The sequence below is a fragment of the Streptomyces sp. NPDC018964 genome (assembly GCF_044390325.1).
GTDB lineage: Bacteria > Actinomycetota > Actinomycetes > Streptomycetales > Streptomycetaceae > Streptomyces.
Genome location: NZ_JBIRYZ010000016.1, coordinates 42,832 through 60,897, shown reverse-complemented (window position 1 = coordinate 60,897; position 18,066 = coordinate 42,832). Strand labels below are relative to the sequence as shown.

Genomic DNA, 18,066 nt, shown 5'->3' with positions numbered 1-18,066 from the left:
TGGTCAGGTGCGTTCGTTCACTGTCCGGCGGATGTTCTGCTCCACGGACGGGGAGGGTTCGAGCCCTCGCGCGCGGAACCATGCGGTGATCAGACGCCGCAGGTCCTCCACGGTGAGCGGCTCGTCCGTACCGTCGGGGACGACGGCGGGGCCGAGCGCCACCAGGAGGTCCAGGACGTCCTCCACGGTTGCCCGGTGGGCCAGGAACCATTCCGCCTCGCCGGTGTCCTCGGGGACCGGCGATCCGTCCGGCAGCCGGCCGCCGACCGGCCAGTCCATGGCGTCCAGGGCGTGTTCGTCGGGGAACCGGCCCCCGACGGCGACATGGGTGCGCAGTTCGGCCTCCGTCAGCGGCGCGATGCGCCAGTAACGGCCCCAGTCGTCGCCGTAGTCGAGGTCGGTGGACTCCGGAACGCCCCGCGCGCGCAGCTCGTCCAGGACCGGTTGCGCGGCCCGCATGATCTCGTGCAGCGAGTGGTGGCGGACCGGGAGCATCTCGGCCATCAGCGCGAGCCGGACGAGGCCCAGGTCGATGTCCAGGCCCCACTGCTCGCGCATCGCCACGGCCTGCCGCATCAGCCGATACGTGGTGCCCGAGGTCCCGGACCGCACCAGGGCGCCCGTGGCCTCGGCGGCGAACGGCAGGGGTGTGCCCATGGCGATGTCCCAGCGGCCGGCCCCGGGGATCCACGGCAGGCCGTCGTCGGGCATCAGGGCGCGTTCGGCGTCGCTGAGCGGCGGACGTACCTGGTCCCGGGTGGTCGTCACGCGCAGCGTCCGTTCCAGTGCGGCGAGCTGGGCCCGCTGTCCGGGGCTCAGGGCCGGTTCCTGCGCCCGCAGCGCGGCCCAGGCGCTGAAGGGCTGCGAGGGAAGCCGGAAAGCGCGTTCCTCCTGGACGTGCGGGGGGTTGCGGCGGGAGATGCCGAGCAGGTCGGAGATCACCGTCTCGGCCGTCCACAGCAGGAACATCCGCTCCCTGAGGTTGCCTGATTCGACGACGGCCCGGATCCGCTCGGGTTCCACGCCGACCGCCCCGTCGAGCGTGGGGTCGGCGGAGCCCAGCTCCCGCCGGCGGTCCGCGGCGACGACCCGTTCCCACACCTCGCGCACCATCACGCCGATCTGGTCGTTGACCGCCGGGTGCTCGCCGAGGTACCAGCCCAGCCGCTCCTCGAAGCGCTCCGCCTCCTCCCGGTAGCGCAGGCGCGCCCGGACCCAGTCCGGGACGCGCGCGGTGCCCCGGGGGGTGTGCCGGGCCGCCATGTCCCGCAGCCGGCGCCGGACGGCGGGGGGCGCGGTGGTCACCGCCCGGGCCACCTCGCGCAGCCGTGCCGTGGCCGGGTCCTCGGCCGCCTGCCGGGGGTCCGGCCGTCCCGCGGTCCAGCGTTCCCCGTCGCGGACGAGGAGCGCCGGCGGGGTGTCCGGGTTCGGGGACGGATCGCCGTGCACCGTGACGGTCCCGTCCGGGCCGGCCACGGCCACCGTCACGCCGAGGGCTCGTGCGAGTGCGGTCACCAGGGGTTCCCAGGGCGGTTCCGCCGCCGGGTCCGCCGGCTCCTCGACGAGCAGCCGGAGGTGCTGTGCGGGAGTCGGCGTCACCTCGGCCGCGGGCAGCACGTCCCCGAGCAGCGCCCCCTGGGCGCGCTGGGAGGCGGTGAGCGCGACGCCGAGCCGGTCCAGGAGGGACAGCGGCAGATCGCGCGTCGCCTCCAGCGGGGGAAGCGGCACACCGGCGAGGTCGTCGTCGGTGACGGTGCGGCCCAGCCAGTCGCCGAAGGCGGCGACCGGGTCCGCGCCCGTGGCCGCCGGCAGGCTGGCCGCCGTGTGGCTCAGGGCCGTCAGGAGGGCGGTGACCAGGTGCGGGCCCGCGTGCCCCGGTGAGGGGTGCAGGGTGTGGACGACGCCGTCGAGTACGGCGGTGCCGGGGCCGGTGCGGCGGTAGCCACCGCGAGCCGGGGCCTGCGGACCCGCGGGGTCGGCGAGGTCGGCCGTGCGGTCCGGGGCCTGCGGACCCGCGGAGTCGACGGGGTCGGCCGTGCGGTCCGGGGCCTGCGGACCCGCGGAGTCGACGGGGTCGGCCGGGCGGTCCGGGGCCTGCAAGCCCGCGGGGTCGGCGAGGTCGGCCGGGCGGTCCGGGTGGGGGGCGGTGCTCTCCTCGGTGTCCGTCGGGCGGGCGGTGTTGTGGTAGGCCCGTTCCGGGTAGGCGGGCATCTCCTCCAGCGAGTAGACGGCGTACTCCTGCCCGTACTCCTCGTCGGTCGCGATCTCGCGGCGCGTGATGCGGACCGCCGTACCGGGCGGGTAGAGGATCTCGTCCTCCTCGATCCACGCCGAGAAGGGCGAGACGACGCGGGCCGTCGAGTACCCGACGGAGGCGATCATGGCGTGCCGGTCCTGCGCGTCGTCCAGGTCGTCGCGCATGAAGTTGACCGCCAGGGCCCGGTCCTCGGTGGTGCTGCGGAAGCGCGGCAGGTAGAGCGTGGCCCCGTCCACGAGGGGTGTGCCGGGTGCGGGGCCGTCCAGGGGGCCGGGCAGCCAGCCGCCCCACCACACGGGGCCGTTCACCGCCGGCAGGATCTCCAGCGCCTCGACCGCCATGTCGACGTGCAGGGCCAGCGCCTCGAGGACGCGGTCGGCGATACGGTCCGTGCGGCGCCGGAACCCGGCGAGGGCCGCCGCCGGCGCGTCCGGGTCCGCTTCGATGAGGTCATTGAGAACGTCGTCCAGTTCCGGGTCGGCGCGCAGGAGTTCGGGCAGGGCCGACTCCTCGCCGAAGGCCTCGTCGCGGACGATGGACCACACCTTGTGGCGGATCAGCCAGCGGTTGACGGACTCGCCGAGGCGGGTGCCCGTCAGGTAGGTCTTGAACAGCTTGTGGTCGAGGCCGGTGTAGAGGTGCAGCGCGATCAGGTGGCCGTCGCTCAGGGCGTGCAGCGCCCGCCGGCCCTCCTCGCCGAAACGCGCCAGCCATTGCACGGCGCTCTCGGTGCGTTCCGCGACGTGCCGGGGGGCGTGGCCCCCGGTCAGGGCCGCGTGCAGCGAGAGACGGATGTCCTGGGGTACGGCGACGCCGTGGTGCGTGGTGAAACGGCCCCGGCGTTCGTACACCTGGTGGTGGGGCAGCGCGGTGTGCACCGCGAAGGCCTGCCGGGCCCACCGGTGCAGGCGTGCCCCGTCGTGGGTGACGGCGGCGTGTTCCGCCGTGTCGCCCATGCCCACCAGGTGGGAGGCGCGCAGCACCTCGGCCAGGGAGTGGGCGCCGGTGAGGATGGACCAGGCGATGACGGCCCTGCGGAAGGCCGGGAGTCCGGTGCCGTCCGCGCCGAGCGCCCGGTGGGCCTGCAGCAGCCACAGGGCCGGTCCCACGCTGCCGCCGACGTAGCGGAAGCCGCGCCCGTCGTGCGCCATCCGGTAGGCGCCCCGCCGGCTTCCGCGGGGGTGCGGCGGGTGGGGGGAGTTGACGCGGTCGGGCAGGGTGCGCCACAGGGCCGTGGGTTCCGGGCCGTACACGGCGGCGCCGAGCGCCCGCATCAGCGGCTCCAGGCCGGGCTCGTCCCGGAGGAACCGGGCGACGGCGCCGGGGGCGGGGGACGGCTGTCCGGGGGCGGCGGGGAAGAACGTCCGGTCGGCCGCCTCGGCACCGTGCCGGCGGGACAGCCAGGTGTGGAGCCGGAGGGCGAGGTCGCGGACCTGGCGCAGGTTCTCGGGGTCGGAGGCGAGCTTCGCCGCGACCGTGAACTCGAAGCGGGCGCTGAGCTGCCGCCACTGCGGGTGTGCGTACAGCGCGGCGAAGCGCACCTTCTCGGCGGTCCCGGCGACCTGCCAGCCCGGCACGGACCACGGGTTCGTACGGCCGTCGGGGCGCTCTTGGTCCGGGGCGGGCGGGACCTGGACGGCGGGCAGGGGGCCGGGCGGCGCGCCGGTCCTGCCGTGCGGCCGTACGCGCAGCCATCGGGTGGGGCCGCCGTCGGCGGATTCCAGCAGGTGGATGCCCGGCGCGCCGCTGCCGGTGCCGTCGTCGGGGGTGACGGCGGCCGGGCCGGTGTTGATGTACACGTCCAGGCCGGTGGCGTCGGCGATGGCCGCGGCCCGTCGGGCGACGGCCGCGGTGTCGTCCCGGCCGGTGCCGGGGTCCGTGGCGCAGGCGAGCACCGTGACGCTGGTGAAGCCGGCGGCGGCCGGTCCGGGGCCGAGGATCCGCCCCACCGTCTCGGCGGTGGCGCCGACGGGGAGGTCGTCGTCGCGGACGAGGGTGAACCCGTCGCTCCCGCCGTGCGACGTCCAGAAGAAGGTGCCGCCCGCCCCGGTGGCGGGCAGGGGGCGGCGCGCGGCGACGCGTTCCCCGCCGGGGCCCCGGTGCCACTCGGTGTAGTGCGTCGCCTCGTGCAGGCCGTCGTAGAAGGGGCCGCGCAGGGCCCAGTCCCGTGCGGTGAACGACGCCTTGCCCACCGGGCGGCCGCCGTGCCGGATGTCCCGGACGACGAGGGCGCCCTGCGCCGGTGCGGGCCCGTGGCCGGTCCACGGCGCGTTCCAGTAGTCGGGTTCCGGATACGACGGTGCGACCGGGGCCGGGGCCAGGGCCGGAGCGGGAGCCGGGAGGGACGGTGCCGGTGCGGCGTCCTCCCCGCCGTCCTCCCTGAGCAGGATGTGCTCGTAGCGCAGGCCGCTGGCCGGGTCGGTCAGGGTCCGGCGGGCGACGACGGTGTGGTCGGTGGGGGTGCGGTGGACGGCCGCCGCGTGCTCCGGGTTCCTGGCGAAGACGGCGACGTCACGGGCGGAGGAGCGTTCCACCTCGAACAGCGCGGGGAGCCGGCCCGCGGGCGGTTCAGTGGACGTCAGCCGGGACAGGGCCGCCTGCCGGGTGTGGTGGGCGACGTGGAAGCGGGGGGTGGACACGGTGTGCAGCGGTGTGGCCGGTCCGCTGCCGTCGGGTGCGGGCAGCAGGTCGGCGGGCAGCCAGGCGGCCCACCAGACGGGGCCGTCGAGCGGCGGTAGCAGGGCGAGGGCCTCGTCGGCGAGCGCGCTGTGCTGGTCCACCTCCGCCTGGAGGTCCGCCGGCCGTGCCGCGACCGCCTTCCGCAGTTCCGGCAGGAGGGCGGCGAGGCGCCGCGCGCGGTCGGGGCCGGACGGGGGCACGGACCGGGCGCGCTCGGCCACGGCCCGGAAGTCCGGGCGTGCCATCAGCAGCGTGGGGAAGTCCGGGCCGCCGTCGGCGAGCGCGGCGGAGATCGCGTTCAGTGCCGCCGGGTGGGCGGCCGGGGCGGCGAGGAGGGCGGCGTCGGGCCCGCCGAGGAGGTGCAGGGCGGAAAGGTGGGCGGTGTCCAGTGCGTGGAGGGGGGAGGTGCCGTGCCGGCGGTGCCACGCCGTCAGGGCCTGTGCGCGGGCGTCGGCCCGGTCCGTGGGGTCCTGCCCGTGGTGGCGCAGGGCGGCGGCGAGTCCATCCGGTACGGAGAGGGTGCCGGTGACGTCGCCGGACAGCCGGCCCGCGCCGGTGCCGTACAGGGCGCGGTGGGGCAGCCGCAGCGCGCCGGGGTCCGGGGCGCCGGGGCGGGTGGCGGGGCGCAGGACGGTCTCGGCCCAGCGGTGGAGCCGTGCCGCGTCCGCCGTGGCCGCGGCCCGTTCGGCCACGTCGCCGACTCCCGCGGCGTGGGAGGCGAGCAGGATCTCGATCAGGGAGTGGCGGCCGTCGGGCAGCAGCCGGGCGAGGACGGCTTCCCTGAAGGCGAGCACGTCGGCCCGGGACACGCCGGGCAGCAGCCCGTACCGGGCGAGGGCGTCGTGCGCCGCCCGGGCGAAGCCGTGGGCCACGGGATGTCCGCGCTCGTGGTGGAGTTCGCGGTACCAGGCGCTGTCGCGGTCCGGTGCCGCGGGCGGGTCGAACCAGGCGGTCAGTTCCGCGCCACGGGCGAAGGCGTCCATCAGTTCGGGGAGCGTGGCGCCCGCCCGGGGGTCGAGCAGCCGCCGCAGCGCGGCCGGGTGGTCGGCGCCGGACCGGCCGGGTTCGAACAGCGGCGCGGCGGCGGCCGCCGGGTCGCCGGTCCGGGCGGCGTGGTGCCGGTGGAGCGTGCGCAGTGCCCGGCGTGCGGCGTCGAGGACCCGCGGGTCGCCGGCCAGGGCGTGTCCCACCGCCCGCTCGTAGGCGCGGCTCGCCTCCGGCCAGCGGGGGTCGGCGTACAGGGCGGCCAGGCGTTCGGCGTCGACGGCAGGGTCGTACGGCCCCGCGTCGGGCCTGCCGGCCGGGCGCGGGGCCGCCGGCCCGGTGCCGGGGGCGTCGAGGATCACGAGGGGGGCGCGGTGGGGCGTGCCGGAGGCGGCCGACAGCCGCCGCAGGAAGGCGGTGGCCTCCCGCGCGGTGACGAGGGCGGAGCCGTGGGGGGTGCCCGCCCACAGGAGCGGTCCGTCCCCCGGCGCGGCGGGGAAGAGCGCGCCGTGCCGCCAGGGCACCGGTGTCCGGTCGTCCGTCCACTGCCCGGTCTCGTCGTCGTACGACGTGAAGTGGGCCGTTTCCGGCAGGGTGGCGAGGGTGCGGTGCCGCGCGAACCACTCCTGGGCGGTGTGGGCGGTGAGGCCGGACCAGGTTCCGTCGGGCGCGACGACCGGCCGGGTGAGGATCTCCCGCTCCCAGTCGGCGGTCCCGGGCCGGTCGGGGACCTCCCGTAGCACCACGTGCGTGTGGGAGCGGCGCAGTGCCTCGTCGTAGCGGACCTCCCGCGACACCTCCTGGAAGCGGACCGTCCGCGGGTACAGGGCCCTGCGCTGTCCGGGGGTGCGTGCGAAGGGCGCCACGTCCCGTGCGGTGGAGCGCCGTACCTCGTACAGCACGGGGTGGCGGCCCTCCGGGGCGGTGGGGGCCCGGAAGGGGCGCAGGGCGGCCGTGCGGGAGGTGACGACGGTGTGGAAGGCGGGCCGGACGGTGTCCGGGGAGGACGGGGAGGTGCGGGCCGACGGCTGCGGGCCGGGTTCCCAGGCGGCCCAGTAGGCCGTGGTGTGCAGCGGGGGGAGCAGGGTGAGGGCCTCGGCGGCCATGTGGGTGAGGACGGTGAGTTCGTCGCGGATCCCGGGGGCCAGTTCGGCGGCGCGGGCGGCGGCCTGGCGCCCGAGGGCCTCAAGGGCCGCGGGCCTGCCGGGGTCCGGGGCGGGGTGGCGGGCGGCCTGCCGCAGCAGGGACCGCAGCCGCGGATCACGCAGCAGGAGCAGCGGTACGTCCTGCTCGGCGGCGCCCCGGGTGACGAGGCTCTGGGCCAGCCCGGACAGCATGTCGTCCAGGCCGTCGTGCTCGCCGGGCGGCCGCGCCGTGACGTGGCGGACCAGGGCGGCGTCCGGCCCGCTGACCAGGTAGAGGGCGGGGACGTGGGTGGCGGTGACGTTGCGCAGCAGGGCCTGGTTCTCGTGCCGCCGGAGCCAGGAGCGCAGGGCGGAGCGGCGTTCCCGGGCCGGTGCGCCGGCGGGCCGGGGCAGGTGTGCCAGGTCCTCCTCGCTCCAGGTGCCGCCCTCCAGGCCGGCGAGTTCGGTGATCGCGGCCGGTTCCGCCGCCCCGGCGGTGATCCAGGGGGTGAGCCAGCCGCTGCGCTGCTGGTAGAGGCGCCGGTGCGGGAGGTGGAGGTGGTCGCGCAGGGTGTCGCCGTCGGGGCCGGCGAGTGCCCGGCGCAGCGCGGGTACGGAGGCGAGGCGGGCGCGGGGGGCGAAGGCGGCGTCGGCCCATGCGTGGAGGCGGGCCGCGTCGACGTCCGCGGGCGCCGGTTCGCCCTCGTCGCGCACGCCGGCACGGTGGGACGCCTCCAGGACCTCGGCGAGCGAGTGGGTGCCGGACCGCAGGTGGTCGGCGAGCAGTGCCGTGCGCAGGCCGAGCAGGCCGGCGCGGTCGCCGCCGGGAAGCGCGGCGAACGCCCGCAGCAGCCATTCCAGCAGCGTGTCGTGGCCGTGTCCGGCGCGGTGGCCGCGCCGGTCGTGCCGGTCCCGGTACCAGGCGCCCGCCGGATCGTGGGCATCCGGCGCCGCGTGTCCGGCCCGGGTGTCGAGGCCGGCGGTGTTCAGCTCGGGCCGGGCCCTCCACAGCCGCCGCAGCGAGGTCCGGTCCGGGTCGTCCGAGGGGTCGTGGGCCGCGGCGGTGAACGCGGCGACGAGGGCCTCCAGCGAGGTGGGGGTGTCCTCGTCCAGCAGGCCGGAGAGCCGCCGGCGCGGGTCGTCCCCGGCGGGCGGGCCGGGGAGGAAGGCGGCGGCCGCCGAGTGCGGGCCGACGTGGTGCGCCAGATAGGCGTACAGGGTGCCGGCCGCCGCGCGGGCGGCGTCCCGTACGGCCTCCTCGTGCGCGAGGAGGCGTCCCAGGGCCGTCTCGTACCGCGCGGACAGGGCCCACCAGCGCGGGTCGGCGTACAGGGCGCCGAGTCCGGGCTCCGCGGCGGGGCGCCGCGCCGGCGCGGGCGGCGGCATGTACCCGGCCTCCCTGACCTTGACGAGCGCGTACCGCAGGGGGCCCTCCCCGTAGCGGCGGACGCCGCGGCCGACGGTGCGGAACTCGGTGCCCGGCGGGTACAGGGCCTCGGCCTCGTCGACGAAGGCCGAGAACATGGCGGTCTCGCGGGCGCTGGAGGCGGGGACCTTGACCAGGGCGCGGTGGGTGCCCGACGGCGGGGTCCGCCGGTGGACGGCGAAGTCCAGGGCGCTGGAGTGCTGGAGGGTGGTGCTGCGGAAGAACGGCATCGTGATCCGCTCGGGGCCGTACAGGGGCGAGTCCGTGCGCGGGCGCCGCAGCGTGCCGGGCACACCGCGGTCGCCCCACCACACGGTCCGCCCGACCGGGGGCAGCAGTTCGAGGGCCTCGGCGGCCATCTCGATGTGCAGGCGCACCTGCGGGTACATGCGGTCGACGAGGGCGTCGAGCCGGCGCCGCAGCCGGTCCCGCTCGGGGCCCGGTCCGAGGTCGGGGAGGGCGCGCAGGCCGGCGATGACGTGGTCGAAGCCCGGTTGGGTGGTGAGGGTGAGGGGGAGGTCGTCGCCCTCACCCACCACGTTCCTCCTGACGGCCCGCCAGGCGACGGTGCGCATCAGCCAGCGGCTCGCGCCCTTTCCGAACCGCTCGCCGTTCAGATACGCCTTGATCAGTTCGTAGTCCGCCAGGCTGTAGACGAACAGGGCGCTCATGTGGCCCGGGGCGATGCGGAGCAGGGCGCGCCGTCCGGCGTCGCCGTACCGCGTGAGCCAGTCCCGCGCCACCGCCAGGCGCTCCTGGTCGTCGTAGCGGGTCGAGCCGGGGGCGAGCAGTTCGCCGACCATGGTCCGCAGGTCGTCCGGGACGGCGATGTCCCCGGTGACGACGTCCGCGGGGTAGCGCGCGGTGTCGCTGTAGAGGGCCTCGTGGGGCGCGCGCAACGCCTGGGCGAAGGCGGCGGCCTGCGGGGTGGTCCCGATGAGGTCCCAGGGCACGAGGTGGTCGCGCGCCCAGTTGTGCATGCGGCCGGCGTCCAGGGTGACGGCGCGGCGTTCCTCGGGCGAGCCCATGCCGATCCGGTGGGAGGCGAGCAACACCTCCCGCAGCGAGTGCAGTCCGGCCGGGACGGTCCAGGCGATCAGCGCCGAACGCAGCGGCGGCAGTTCGGCGGGGGTGGCGCCGATCTCGCGTGCGGCGCGCAGCAGCCACAGGGCCGGTCCGTCGGCGCCGCGCGTCCCGCGGAAGCCGCGGGCGTCGTACGTGTTCCAGGCGGCGGTGTGGGTGCGGTCCGGGGGCACGACCGTCTGCCCCCGGTGGCCGATGCGGTCGGGCAGGGCCCGTGCGATCGTGGCCGCTTCCCGGCCGGCCGCGTAGACCGCGTTCGCGTACGCCTGGAGCACCCGCGCGAGGTCGGGCCGGGCGGTGGGGCCCAGGAGGTGTGCGAGGGGGCCGCCCGGCTGCTGCCAGGCGGGGTCGTGCGGCGGTACCAGGGCCCGGGTGGCGGCGTCGGCGCCGTAGCGGTGGGTGAGGAAGCGGTGGGCCCTGCCGAGGGTCTGCCGGGCGGCGGCGTACACGCCGGGGTGCGCCGTCAGCGACTGGGCGAGGGCGAACTCGAAGTGCAGGCTGCGCTGCCGCCACGGCGCCGTGCCGTACAGACCGGTGAAGCGGGGGGTGTCGGGGGCGCCGGTGATCTGCCAGGAGGAGATCTGCGGGGGCGGGCCGGTGCGGGTGGCTCCGCCGGGGGCGGAGTCCTCGTCCTCGGACTCGGAGAGGCCGGCTTCGTCCTCGGAGTCCGAGGGGTCGTCGGAACTGTCCGCGTCGTCGGACTCCGCGAGGCTCATGCGGTCGGAGTCGTCGCCGGGCCCGTCCGTCCCCCGCGTGCCGTGCGGGCCCGTCGCCGGGTCAGCGTTGATCTGCCCGGCGCCCGGGTAGGAGAGCGCGGCCGGGGTGCCGGGGGCGTCCCCGGGCGTCGTGGCGGTGGACGGGGGCTGCCCGCCGGGGTGTTCGGTCACCCAGGTGGTGGCCAGTCCGTCGGCGTCCTCCAGCAGGTGCGGCAGCCCGCCGGAGACCGCGGCGCGGCCGGCCGCCAGGTGGACCGTCAGCCCGGACGTGTCGGCCAGCCGCCGGGCCCGCGCGCGGGCCTCGGCCAGGTCGGTGACGGTGCCGGCGGGACCGCAGGCCAGCACCGTCACGCTGGTGTACCGGCGGCCGAGCAGGGGCCGCAGCAGCTGCCCGACGTGGGAGCCGTCGTCCCGGCGGACGCGGCCGCCCTCGAGGACGAGGGCCAGTCCCGCGGGGCCGCCGTGCGAGGCGAAGAAGAAGGTGCCGCCGGAGGCGTCCGGCAGGGAGCGGTGCGCCGGCACGGGGGTCCCCGAGGCGTCGCGCCGCCACTGCACGAAACCGGTCGCGGCGTCCAAGTGCGCGTACGCGGCCCGGCGCCGCGCCCAGTCCTCGTTGTCGAAGGAGGCGACGCCGAGCAGGCGTCCGTCGCGGGCGCGGATCTCGCGCAGCACCACGTACCGGTCGCGGTCCTCGTCGTGTGCGCCGTCCGCGGCGGCGCGGAGCAGGTCGTCGGGGGCGCCGACGCGCCGCAGCGGGGGCATGACGGTCGCCGGGTGCGGGGCGGGGATCTCCTCGGCGGAGACGGGCTCGTACGGCACGCCGCGGCGTTCGAAGACGACGGGACTGTGCCGTACGGCGCGGAACGACACTCCGGGCGGGTAGGCGGCCTCCTCCTCGCTGACGTAGGCCACGAACGGGGTGACGTCGCGTGCCGTCGACCGCCGCACGTGCACGAGACCGCGGTGCGTGTCCTGCGGGAGGCCCTTGTTGCGGAACATGAAGCCGAGGGCCGTGTCGCGCCGCAGCGACGTGCTGCGGAAGAACGGCACGGTGATGGAGTCCCGTCCGTAGACGGGTCCGTGCTCGGGTGCGTCGACGGGTCCGGGCACGCCCCGGTCGCCCCACCAGACGTCGCGCCGGACCGGCGGCAGGATCTCGAGCGCCTCGATCGCCATGTCGATGTGCAGGGGCAGTTCGGCGTGCACCTGGTCGGCGATCTCGTACAGCCGGCTGCGCAGGGCCGTGACCTCGGGGGTCGTCGCGCCGAGATCGTCCGTGCCCCACATCCGGTCGAAGAGGGCGTTCATACCGGGCCGGCCGCGCAGGACGATCGGCAGGTACTCCCGTGCGCCGGACTCGGCCGCCTTGCGGGTGACCGACCAGGCCTGGAGGCGCACCAGGCGGCGGCTCATGCCGGCTCCCAGGCGTTCGCCGTTGAGGTGGGCCTTCATGAGCCGGTAGTCGGCGGCGCTGTAGAGGTGCAGTGCCGTCAGGTGGCCGGGGGTGAGGTCCTCCAGGGCCTCCCGTCCCGCGTCGCCGTGGTGGTCGAGCCACTCGGCGAGCGCCCTGCTGCGGCGGTCGGTGACCCGCAGGGTGCCGTCGAGACCGTCGTCGACCAGGGCGGTCAGGTCCCCCGGGATGTCGATGGCCTGGGGGGTGACGTCGCCGCCGTACGTCATCCGCTCGCCGTACAGCTCCCGGTGGGGCGGGGTCAGGCCGTGGCCCTGATAGGCCTGGAGGATCCAGATGTGCAGTCCCGCGCCGTCGCGCAGGGCGATGGCGCGCTCGTCGGCGTCGGTGCTGCCGGTGCGGTGATCGGCGAGGACGATCTCGTACAGGGACTGCAGGTCCGCCGGCACGAGCCAGGACAGCAGCGCGGCCCGGAACATGGCCGCCTGGGCGGGCGAGGACGGCCCGAGGGCCTTGTAGGTCTGCAGCAGCCGCACCGCGGGGCCCGTCTCGCCGCCGACCCGGCGGAATCCCCGGCTGTCGTGCACGGTGCGGTAGGCGCTGCCCGGTGTGTGGCGGGCGCGGGCGCCGGCCGGGCGGGACAGGGTGTCCGCGAGCGGCGGCGGCAGTCCGGGGCCGGCGTGGGCGGCCCGGGTGAAGGCGGTCATGAGCGCGTCGAGGGTGAGCACGCCCGCCTCCAGCGTGCGCAGGCGTTCGAGCTCCGCGGCGGGGTCGGCGGGCGGGTTGTCGGGGTCGAAGAAGGCGCGTGCGGCGGCGTCCTCGCCGTGGCGGGCGGAGAGTTCGGCGTGGAGGCGGAAGGTGGCCTCCCGGGCGGCCTCGGTGACCATGGGCACCCGGCTCAGCAGGCCGGCGAGCTCGAACTCCAGGGCGGTGCTGCGCCGGCGCCACTCACGGTCCCGGTAGAACGGGGCGAACCGGACCGTGGTGGGGGCGCCCGCGGGCTGCCAGGACGACACGGACCAGCCGGGAGCCGTGTCGGTGGGGTCCGCCGGGCCGTCCTCGTCCGTGACGGCGGGTTCCGGCCGGCCGGCCGGGCGGAGGGCGAGTGCGGTGTTGACGTCCGCGGGGTCCGGGTAGGCGGCGGACCGTCCCGCGGGCGCGGAGCCGGCGGACTCCGACGGGGTCAGGGCGGCGAAGTGGAACGTCCCCTCGGGGCTGTGGCGGAGGTTGTGCCCGGGCCAGCCGTGTGCCCCGTCGCTCGCGGTCAGGACCGGGGACGGTGTCTCGAACAGGATCCGCTCGTCGCGCAGCTCGGCCATGGCGGTCTGCCGGGGAGACACCTCCTCGTCCACGAGCGAGTGGTCGAAGGCGTCGTTGGGGATCCAGCCTCCCAGCGACACCCCGGATCCGGTGGCCAGGATGGGGAAGGCGCCGGCGATGTGACGGACGGCCGTGCCTCCGAAGGCGGTGACCTCCCGCTGCCGCCAGTGCGGATTGCCGGTGGGCCCCGTGTTCGCCACGGTCCGGTCGGCGTCGATCCCGCCCGGGAAGAAGCCGACGTACAGGTAGCCGGACCAGGAAGCCCCCCTGCCGTCGGTGCGCAGCAGACCGGGGGTCTCGGACCAGGAGACGAAGGCCGATCCGTCGAGGCCCATCGCGCTGATGACGTGTTCGCGCAGGTCGACGGCCTGGGGCCGGCGAGGCGTCATGCCGCGTTCGAAGACGCTGTCGGGCGTGCGCCCGTCGACGCGCCACAGGGGGGTGCGCCGCCAGTCCGGCCGGTCGCTCCAGATCCAGCGATCGAAGTCCTCCGGTCTCCTCAGTCCGCCCCGTGCCGCGGTCCGCTGCCAGACCTGGTGGGCGGGGAGCGCGGACAGTTCCTCGGCCGTGAGGGGGCCGCCGAGAGCGGTGAGCGGTTCGAAGTACCGTACGCGCTCCAGCCTGTCGAGGGGGGTTGCCTCGATCCGGCGGGCCTGGAGCTGCCCGTCGTCCCCGCCGGTGTAGACCTTGTCGACGACCGCCGAGGACAGGCCGGTGCGCGGCAGCCACAGATCGGTTCCCGCGGTGAGGGCGCGCCTGACCTCGCCGTCGGGACCGTCGAGGAAGGGGTACTTGACGACCGCCTGGTTCAGATCGACCGCCTGTCCCGCCATGACCGAGACGCGCAGCAGCCGCGCTCCGGCCGGCAGCGACTGCGGTTTCGTGGCGGAGAGCCCGAGCCTTCCCCGGGTGACGGTGATGCCGTCGTGCGGCGAACCCTGTCCGGGGCCGAGCACGAGATAGGCGTACGCGCTCGGCTGCCCGGTGTAGGGCCAGCGCGGGACGTCGGCGGGCAGCCCGCGCACGGGCTGCCGCGGGTGCTCGATGACCATCCTCAGCGGGGAGTCGTGGTCACGCACGTGCGTGACCCGTCCCGAGCGGTCCACGCGCGCCGTTCCCGTCACCGGGACGCGGGGCACCGAGGACGCCGGGATCACGAAGACGCCCCCGGCGTTGCCGGTGTGCACCATGCCCGCGACGAAGGGGGGTGCGCCCGCCGTGTTCCCGTCGGCGAAGGTCTGTTCGACGTCGACGGCCAGGGAGGCCGCGACCTCGATGCGGAGCATGCCGACCGGCTGACGCCCGTGGGTGACGGCCTGCCGCGGGTCGGTGAAGGCGAACAGATGGGGCTCGGGTTCCGGCACGCCCTCGTCCAGCATGCTGTCGGGCGGGCGGTGGCTCGTCACGTACAGCACCTGCGGCCGCGCGTTGGTCACGTACGCGGCGGGCAGCCAGGGGATCTCCCGCGCCCACGGGCCGGTGGCGCCGGCGACGGACCGGGTGCGCAGGCGCGCGGACTCCGACGGGGCGGAGACCTTGTACGAGGCCGGCACGGCCGGTCCCCGCAGTGCCGTCCGCCTCCAGACCCCCGGGGCCCCGGTGTCGGGGTCGGGCGGGGTGATCAGCCGCAGCGGCGCGGGCCCGCCCGCCGCCGGTGCCGTGCCGGGGGCGGTCTCCCGCGGCGCGGCGGGCATCGTGATCAGCTTGCCGCTGAAGGCCCAGCTGTCGCGTCCCGTGCGGTCGGAGAACAGCTGCGGCAGGGGGGAGGGCCGGGTCGGGGCGCCGCCCTTCGACATCAGGAACACCAGGGGGGCGCCGAGCGGTGTGACGCGCAGCAGCGGCGCCAGGTCCAGCAGGGCGAGGAACTCCGCGTCGGAGACCCGCATCGGGGGCATGCCGGACAGCCGCAGGACGACGAGGCCCGCGCTGTCCGCGGCGGTCCACACCGCGAGGGGGTCCTGCGCCGGCGCGCCGTCGGCGGTCCAGTCGGCGGGCACCTCCGTGATGCGCGTCCCGCCGCCGGGCTCTTCCTCGGGCCGGCCGAGGACGCGCAGGTCGACGCCGCCGGGTGCGGGGATGCCGCTCCAGTTGTAGCCGCGCTGCGCCCGGCCGTCCGTGAGCTGGTGGTGCGGCCCGAACGCGCCCTTGAGCGCCAGGTGGAACGCGGCGAGGAGCGCGTCGTCCGTCGCGTCCAGTCCGGCCGCGGCGACCTGCGCGGTGAGGATCCACAGCTCCTGCTGCCGGGCCGGGGTCCACGGCTCGGTGGGCGGCAGGTGGAGCACCCGGCGCCCCAGTGTCTCCTTGGCGGCGGCGTCGAGGCCGCCGATCCTGCGGGCCGCGGAGACCACGGCCCACAGGGCGCGTGCGGTGTCGTCGCCGGTGAGCGGGCCCGCCGCGGGGGGCCGGCGCAGCACACCGTGGACGAGCTGCTCGCCGAGCCTGGCGAGCAGGGTCAGCCCGTGCCGGAGGTAGGGGTCGCCGATGTCCTCGGAGAGCCGGGCGTCCGGATTCCCGGCGAGCCGCCGTGCGGCGAGGTCGAGTACCGCGCGGTGGGCGGCCCGCCGGTCGGCGCCGCCCGCGGCGGCGCGCTCCGCGGCGGCCGTCCACAGCTCCATGCGGAACGGGGTGAACCGGCTCAGCAGCGGGTCGTTGGCCCGCATGGTCTCCATCGCGCCGATGCCTCGGAGCAGCCGCGTCCAGTCGGCCCGGTCGGTCTCGGCCTCCGGTCCGAACACCTGGCGCAGCGCCCGTACCAGCCGCAGGGTGACGTGGCGGACGGCGGACGGGGCCGGGCCCTCCCCGGTGTGCAGGCCGGCGGTGACGGCGAGGGCGTCCAGCTCCTCGTCCGTCGGCTCGGGCACGAACTCCGTCACCCGGCCGGGCTCACCCCCGGGGAGGTCGAGGAGGATCCGCGCGTCGGTGTCGAAGCCGCTGCTCATCACGGACGCCCTGGTCACCCGCCGGGAGGCGTTCGCGGTGTGCTGGCCGAGCGGGACGGTCTCCAGGGGGTCGTGGGTGGTGGGCGCCGGACGGTTGTCCAACTGCGCCAGCATGGGATCGCCGGCCGACGCGGACCAGCAGACCTCGAGCCCCATGCGGTGCCCGGGGGGCAGTTCGCCGACCTGCGGCAGGCCGCCGATGTAGCGTCCGCCGTCGGCGGCGCCCAGCCACACGGTACGTCCGTCCCTGAGGGGCAGCTGGAGTCCGCCGGGCAGGCCATGGGCCGCGAAGACGTGGACCGCGGTGTCGTCCGCCGTCCGTGTCTCCTCGCCGACCAGGACGGTGCGTCCGCCGGCGGGCATGAGGTGGACCAGCTTGCGGGCGCGGAGGTAGGTCCGCAGGAGGCGTTCGCGGTCCCGTACGTCGTCGGCGTGCGCCATCGTCCCGAACCGCTCGTTCCGGTCGGAGACGAGGGGGCGGGTGTCGACGTCGCTGTCGCGGAACGGGGTGCCGTCCAGCGCCGTCCACGTCCGGTCCGCGACGGGTGCCGTCACGGGACCGGTCACGGGCTCCGTCACGGACGGCGGCGCGAACGCGACCCACGCGCCCACGGCTTGCCCCGGACCGTGGTCGATCAGCGCCGGGACGTGGTTGCCGTGCCGGTCGCGTACGAGCCGGGCGTCTCCGCTGGACGCCCACACCGTTCGCCCGGTGCGCCGGGCCGCCTCGCGCAGGACCGCGAGGTCGCGCACGTTGGCGGCGAAGGGGACGAGGATCACGAGGGGCGTGTCCAGGGGCAGTGCGGCCAGCTCGGGGTCGGCCGCCAGCCGCCGGGCGAGGTCGTCGGCGTCCCACGCGGTGCCGTCGGCGGTGAGGACTCCCTCCGGCCCGCCGTCGCCCCACACGGCGTAGGCGCGATCGCCCCACGGTGCGGGTTCGTTCGCGGTCTCCGTGTCCGGACCGCCCGCCCGCTCCTCGATCGTGCGGACCCGTCCGAGGTGCACCCGGAGCACGCTTCGGGCCGTCAGATTGCGTCCGGCCGGGGCACCCGACGCGGTCCTCATCAGGGTGTGCGGGGGCAGCGGCGGGACGTCCGGGGCGGTCGCCTCCTCCTCGTCGCCGGCGCGTGGCCGCGAGGCCGTCCCGGGGCCGAACACGGTCAGGCCACCGGCGGCGGGCGACGGCTGGGCGGGGCCCGTCCGCCGTGTCGCCGCGTTCCAGTGGCCCGGGGCGCCGGTGCCGGGATCCGGCAGGCAGTGCACGGTGAGCGGGGCGGCCGGCGCACCGGTCAGCGCCATGGGGGCGCTGTAGGCGAAGGCCGGGCGGCCGGTGCGCTGCGCGAACCGGTCGGCGAGATCGGCGGAGAGGGTGCCGGGGCCGGTGGTCAGGAAGACGACGGGGACGGTGAGCGGCGCGGCGCCCAGTGCGGTGTCGAGGTCCAGCAGGGCGAGGAACTCGGCGTCGGAGACGCGGACCGTGCGGCCGCCGGGCAGATGGAGGCCGACGCTCCCGGGCGTGTCGGCGTGGACGAGGCGCAGCTGGGGGTACGGGAGGCCGGGCCCGGACCAGGCCGGGACGACCGGTCGCGGGGGCGTGCCGGCCGGGCCGGGGACCGCCTGCCGGACGTGGTCGATGACGACTCCGGCCGGGGCCGGCGCCCCGCTCCAGTTGACGCCCTGGGAGAACGGGGTGCTCCCCGGGCCCAGTTGGACGCCGGGCAGCAGCACGGCCGGGGCGAAGGCGTCGTTCTCCACGAGGTGGAAGGCGGCGAGCGCATCGGTGTCGGTGAGGTCCAGTCCCGCGACGGCCGCCTTGGCCGTCAGGGCCCACAGCGTCTCCTGCGCCGCCCGGTTCCAGGGGTCGGCGGGGCCCAGGTGCAGGATGGCGCGGCCCCTGCGTTCCCGCTCGTGCGGCGGCATCAGGGACGACAGGTGGGCTGCCCTGACGGCGGCCCACAGGGTGGTGGCCCGCTGCCGGGGCGTCGGCGCCGCGGTGGCCGGCAGCCCGTACGCGTGGCGGACCACGGCCTCGCCGGCGGTCCGGAAGTACGCGAGGACCAGGTCGACGGCGGGTGAGGGGAACTCCGCGGTGAGCCGGGCGTCCGGCCGCCGCGCCCGTACGGTGCG

The 18,066-nt window shown here is 76.7% G+C and carries 1 protein-coding gene (only partly in view); it reads right to left on the bottom strand.

Going from position 1 to position 18,066, the window contains the following annotated elements:
- Positions 1-3 precede the first annotated feature (3 nt).
- Positions 4-18,066, bottom strand: the final stretch of a protein-coding gene (locus ACH5AO_RS24920; RefSeq protein WP_398928187.1) for a lonely Cys domain-containing protein. The gene runs 20,610 nt beyond the window's last position; the window shows 18,063 of its 38,673 coding nt (coding positions 20,611-38,673); the start codon falls outside the window, past its right edge — the gene reads right to left on this strand; it ends in the stop codon at positions 4-6.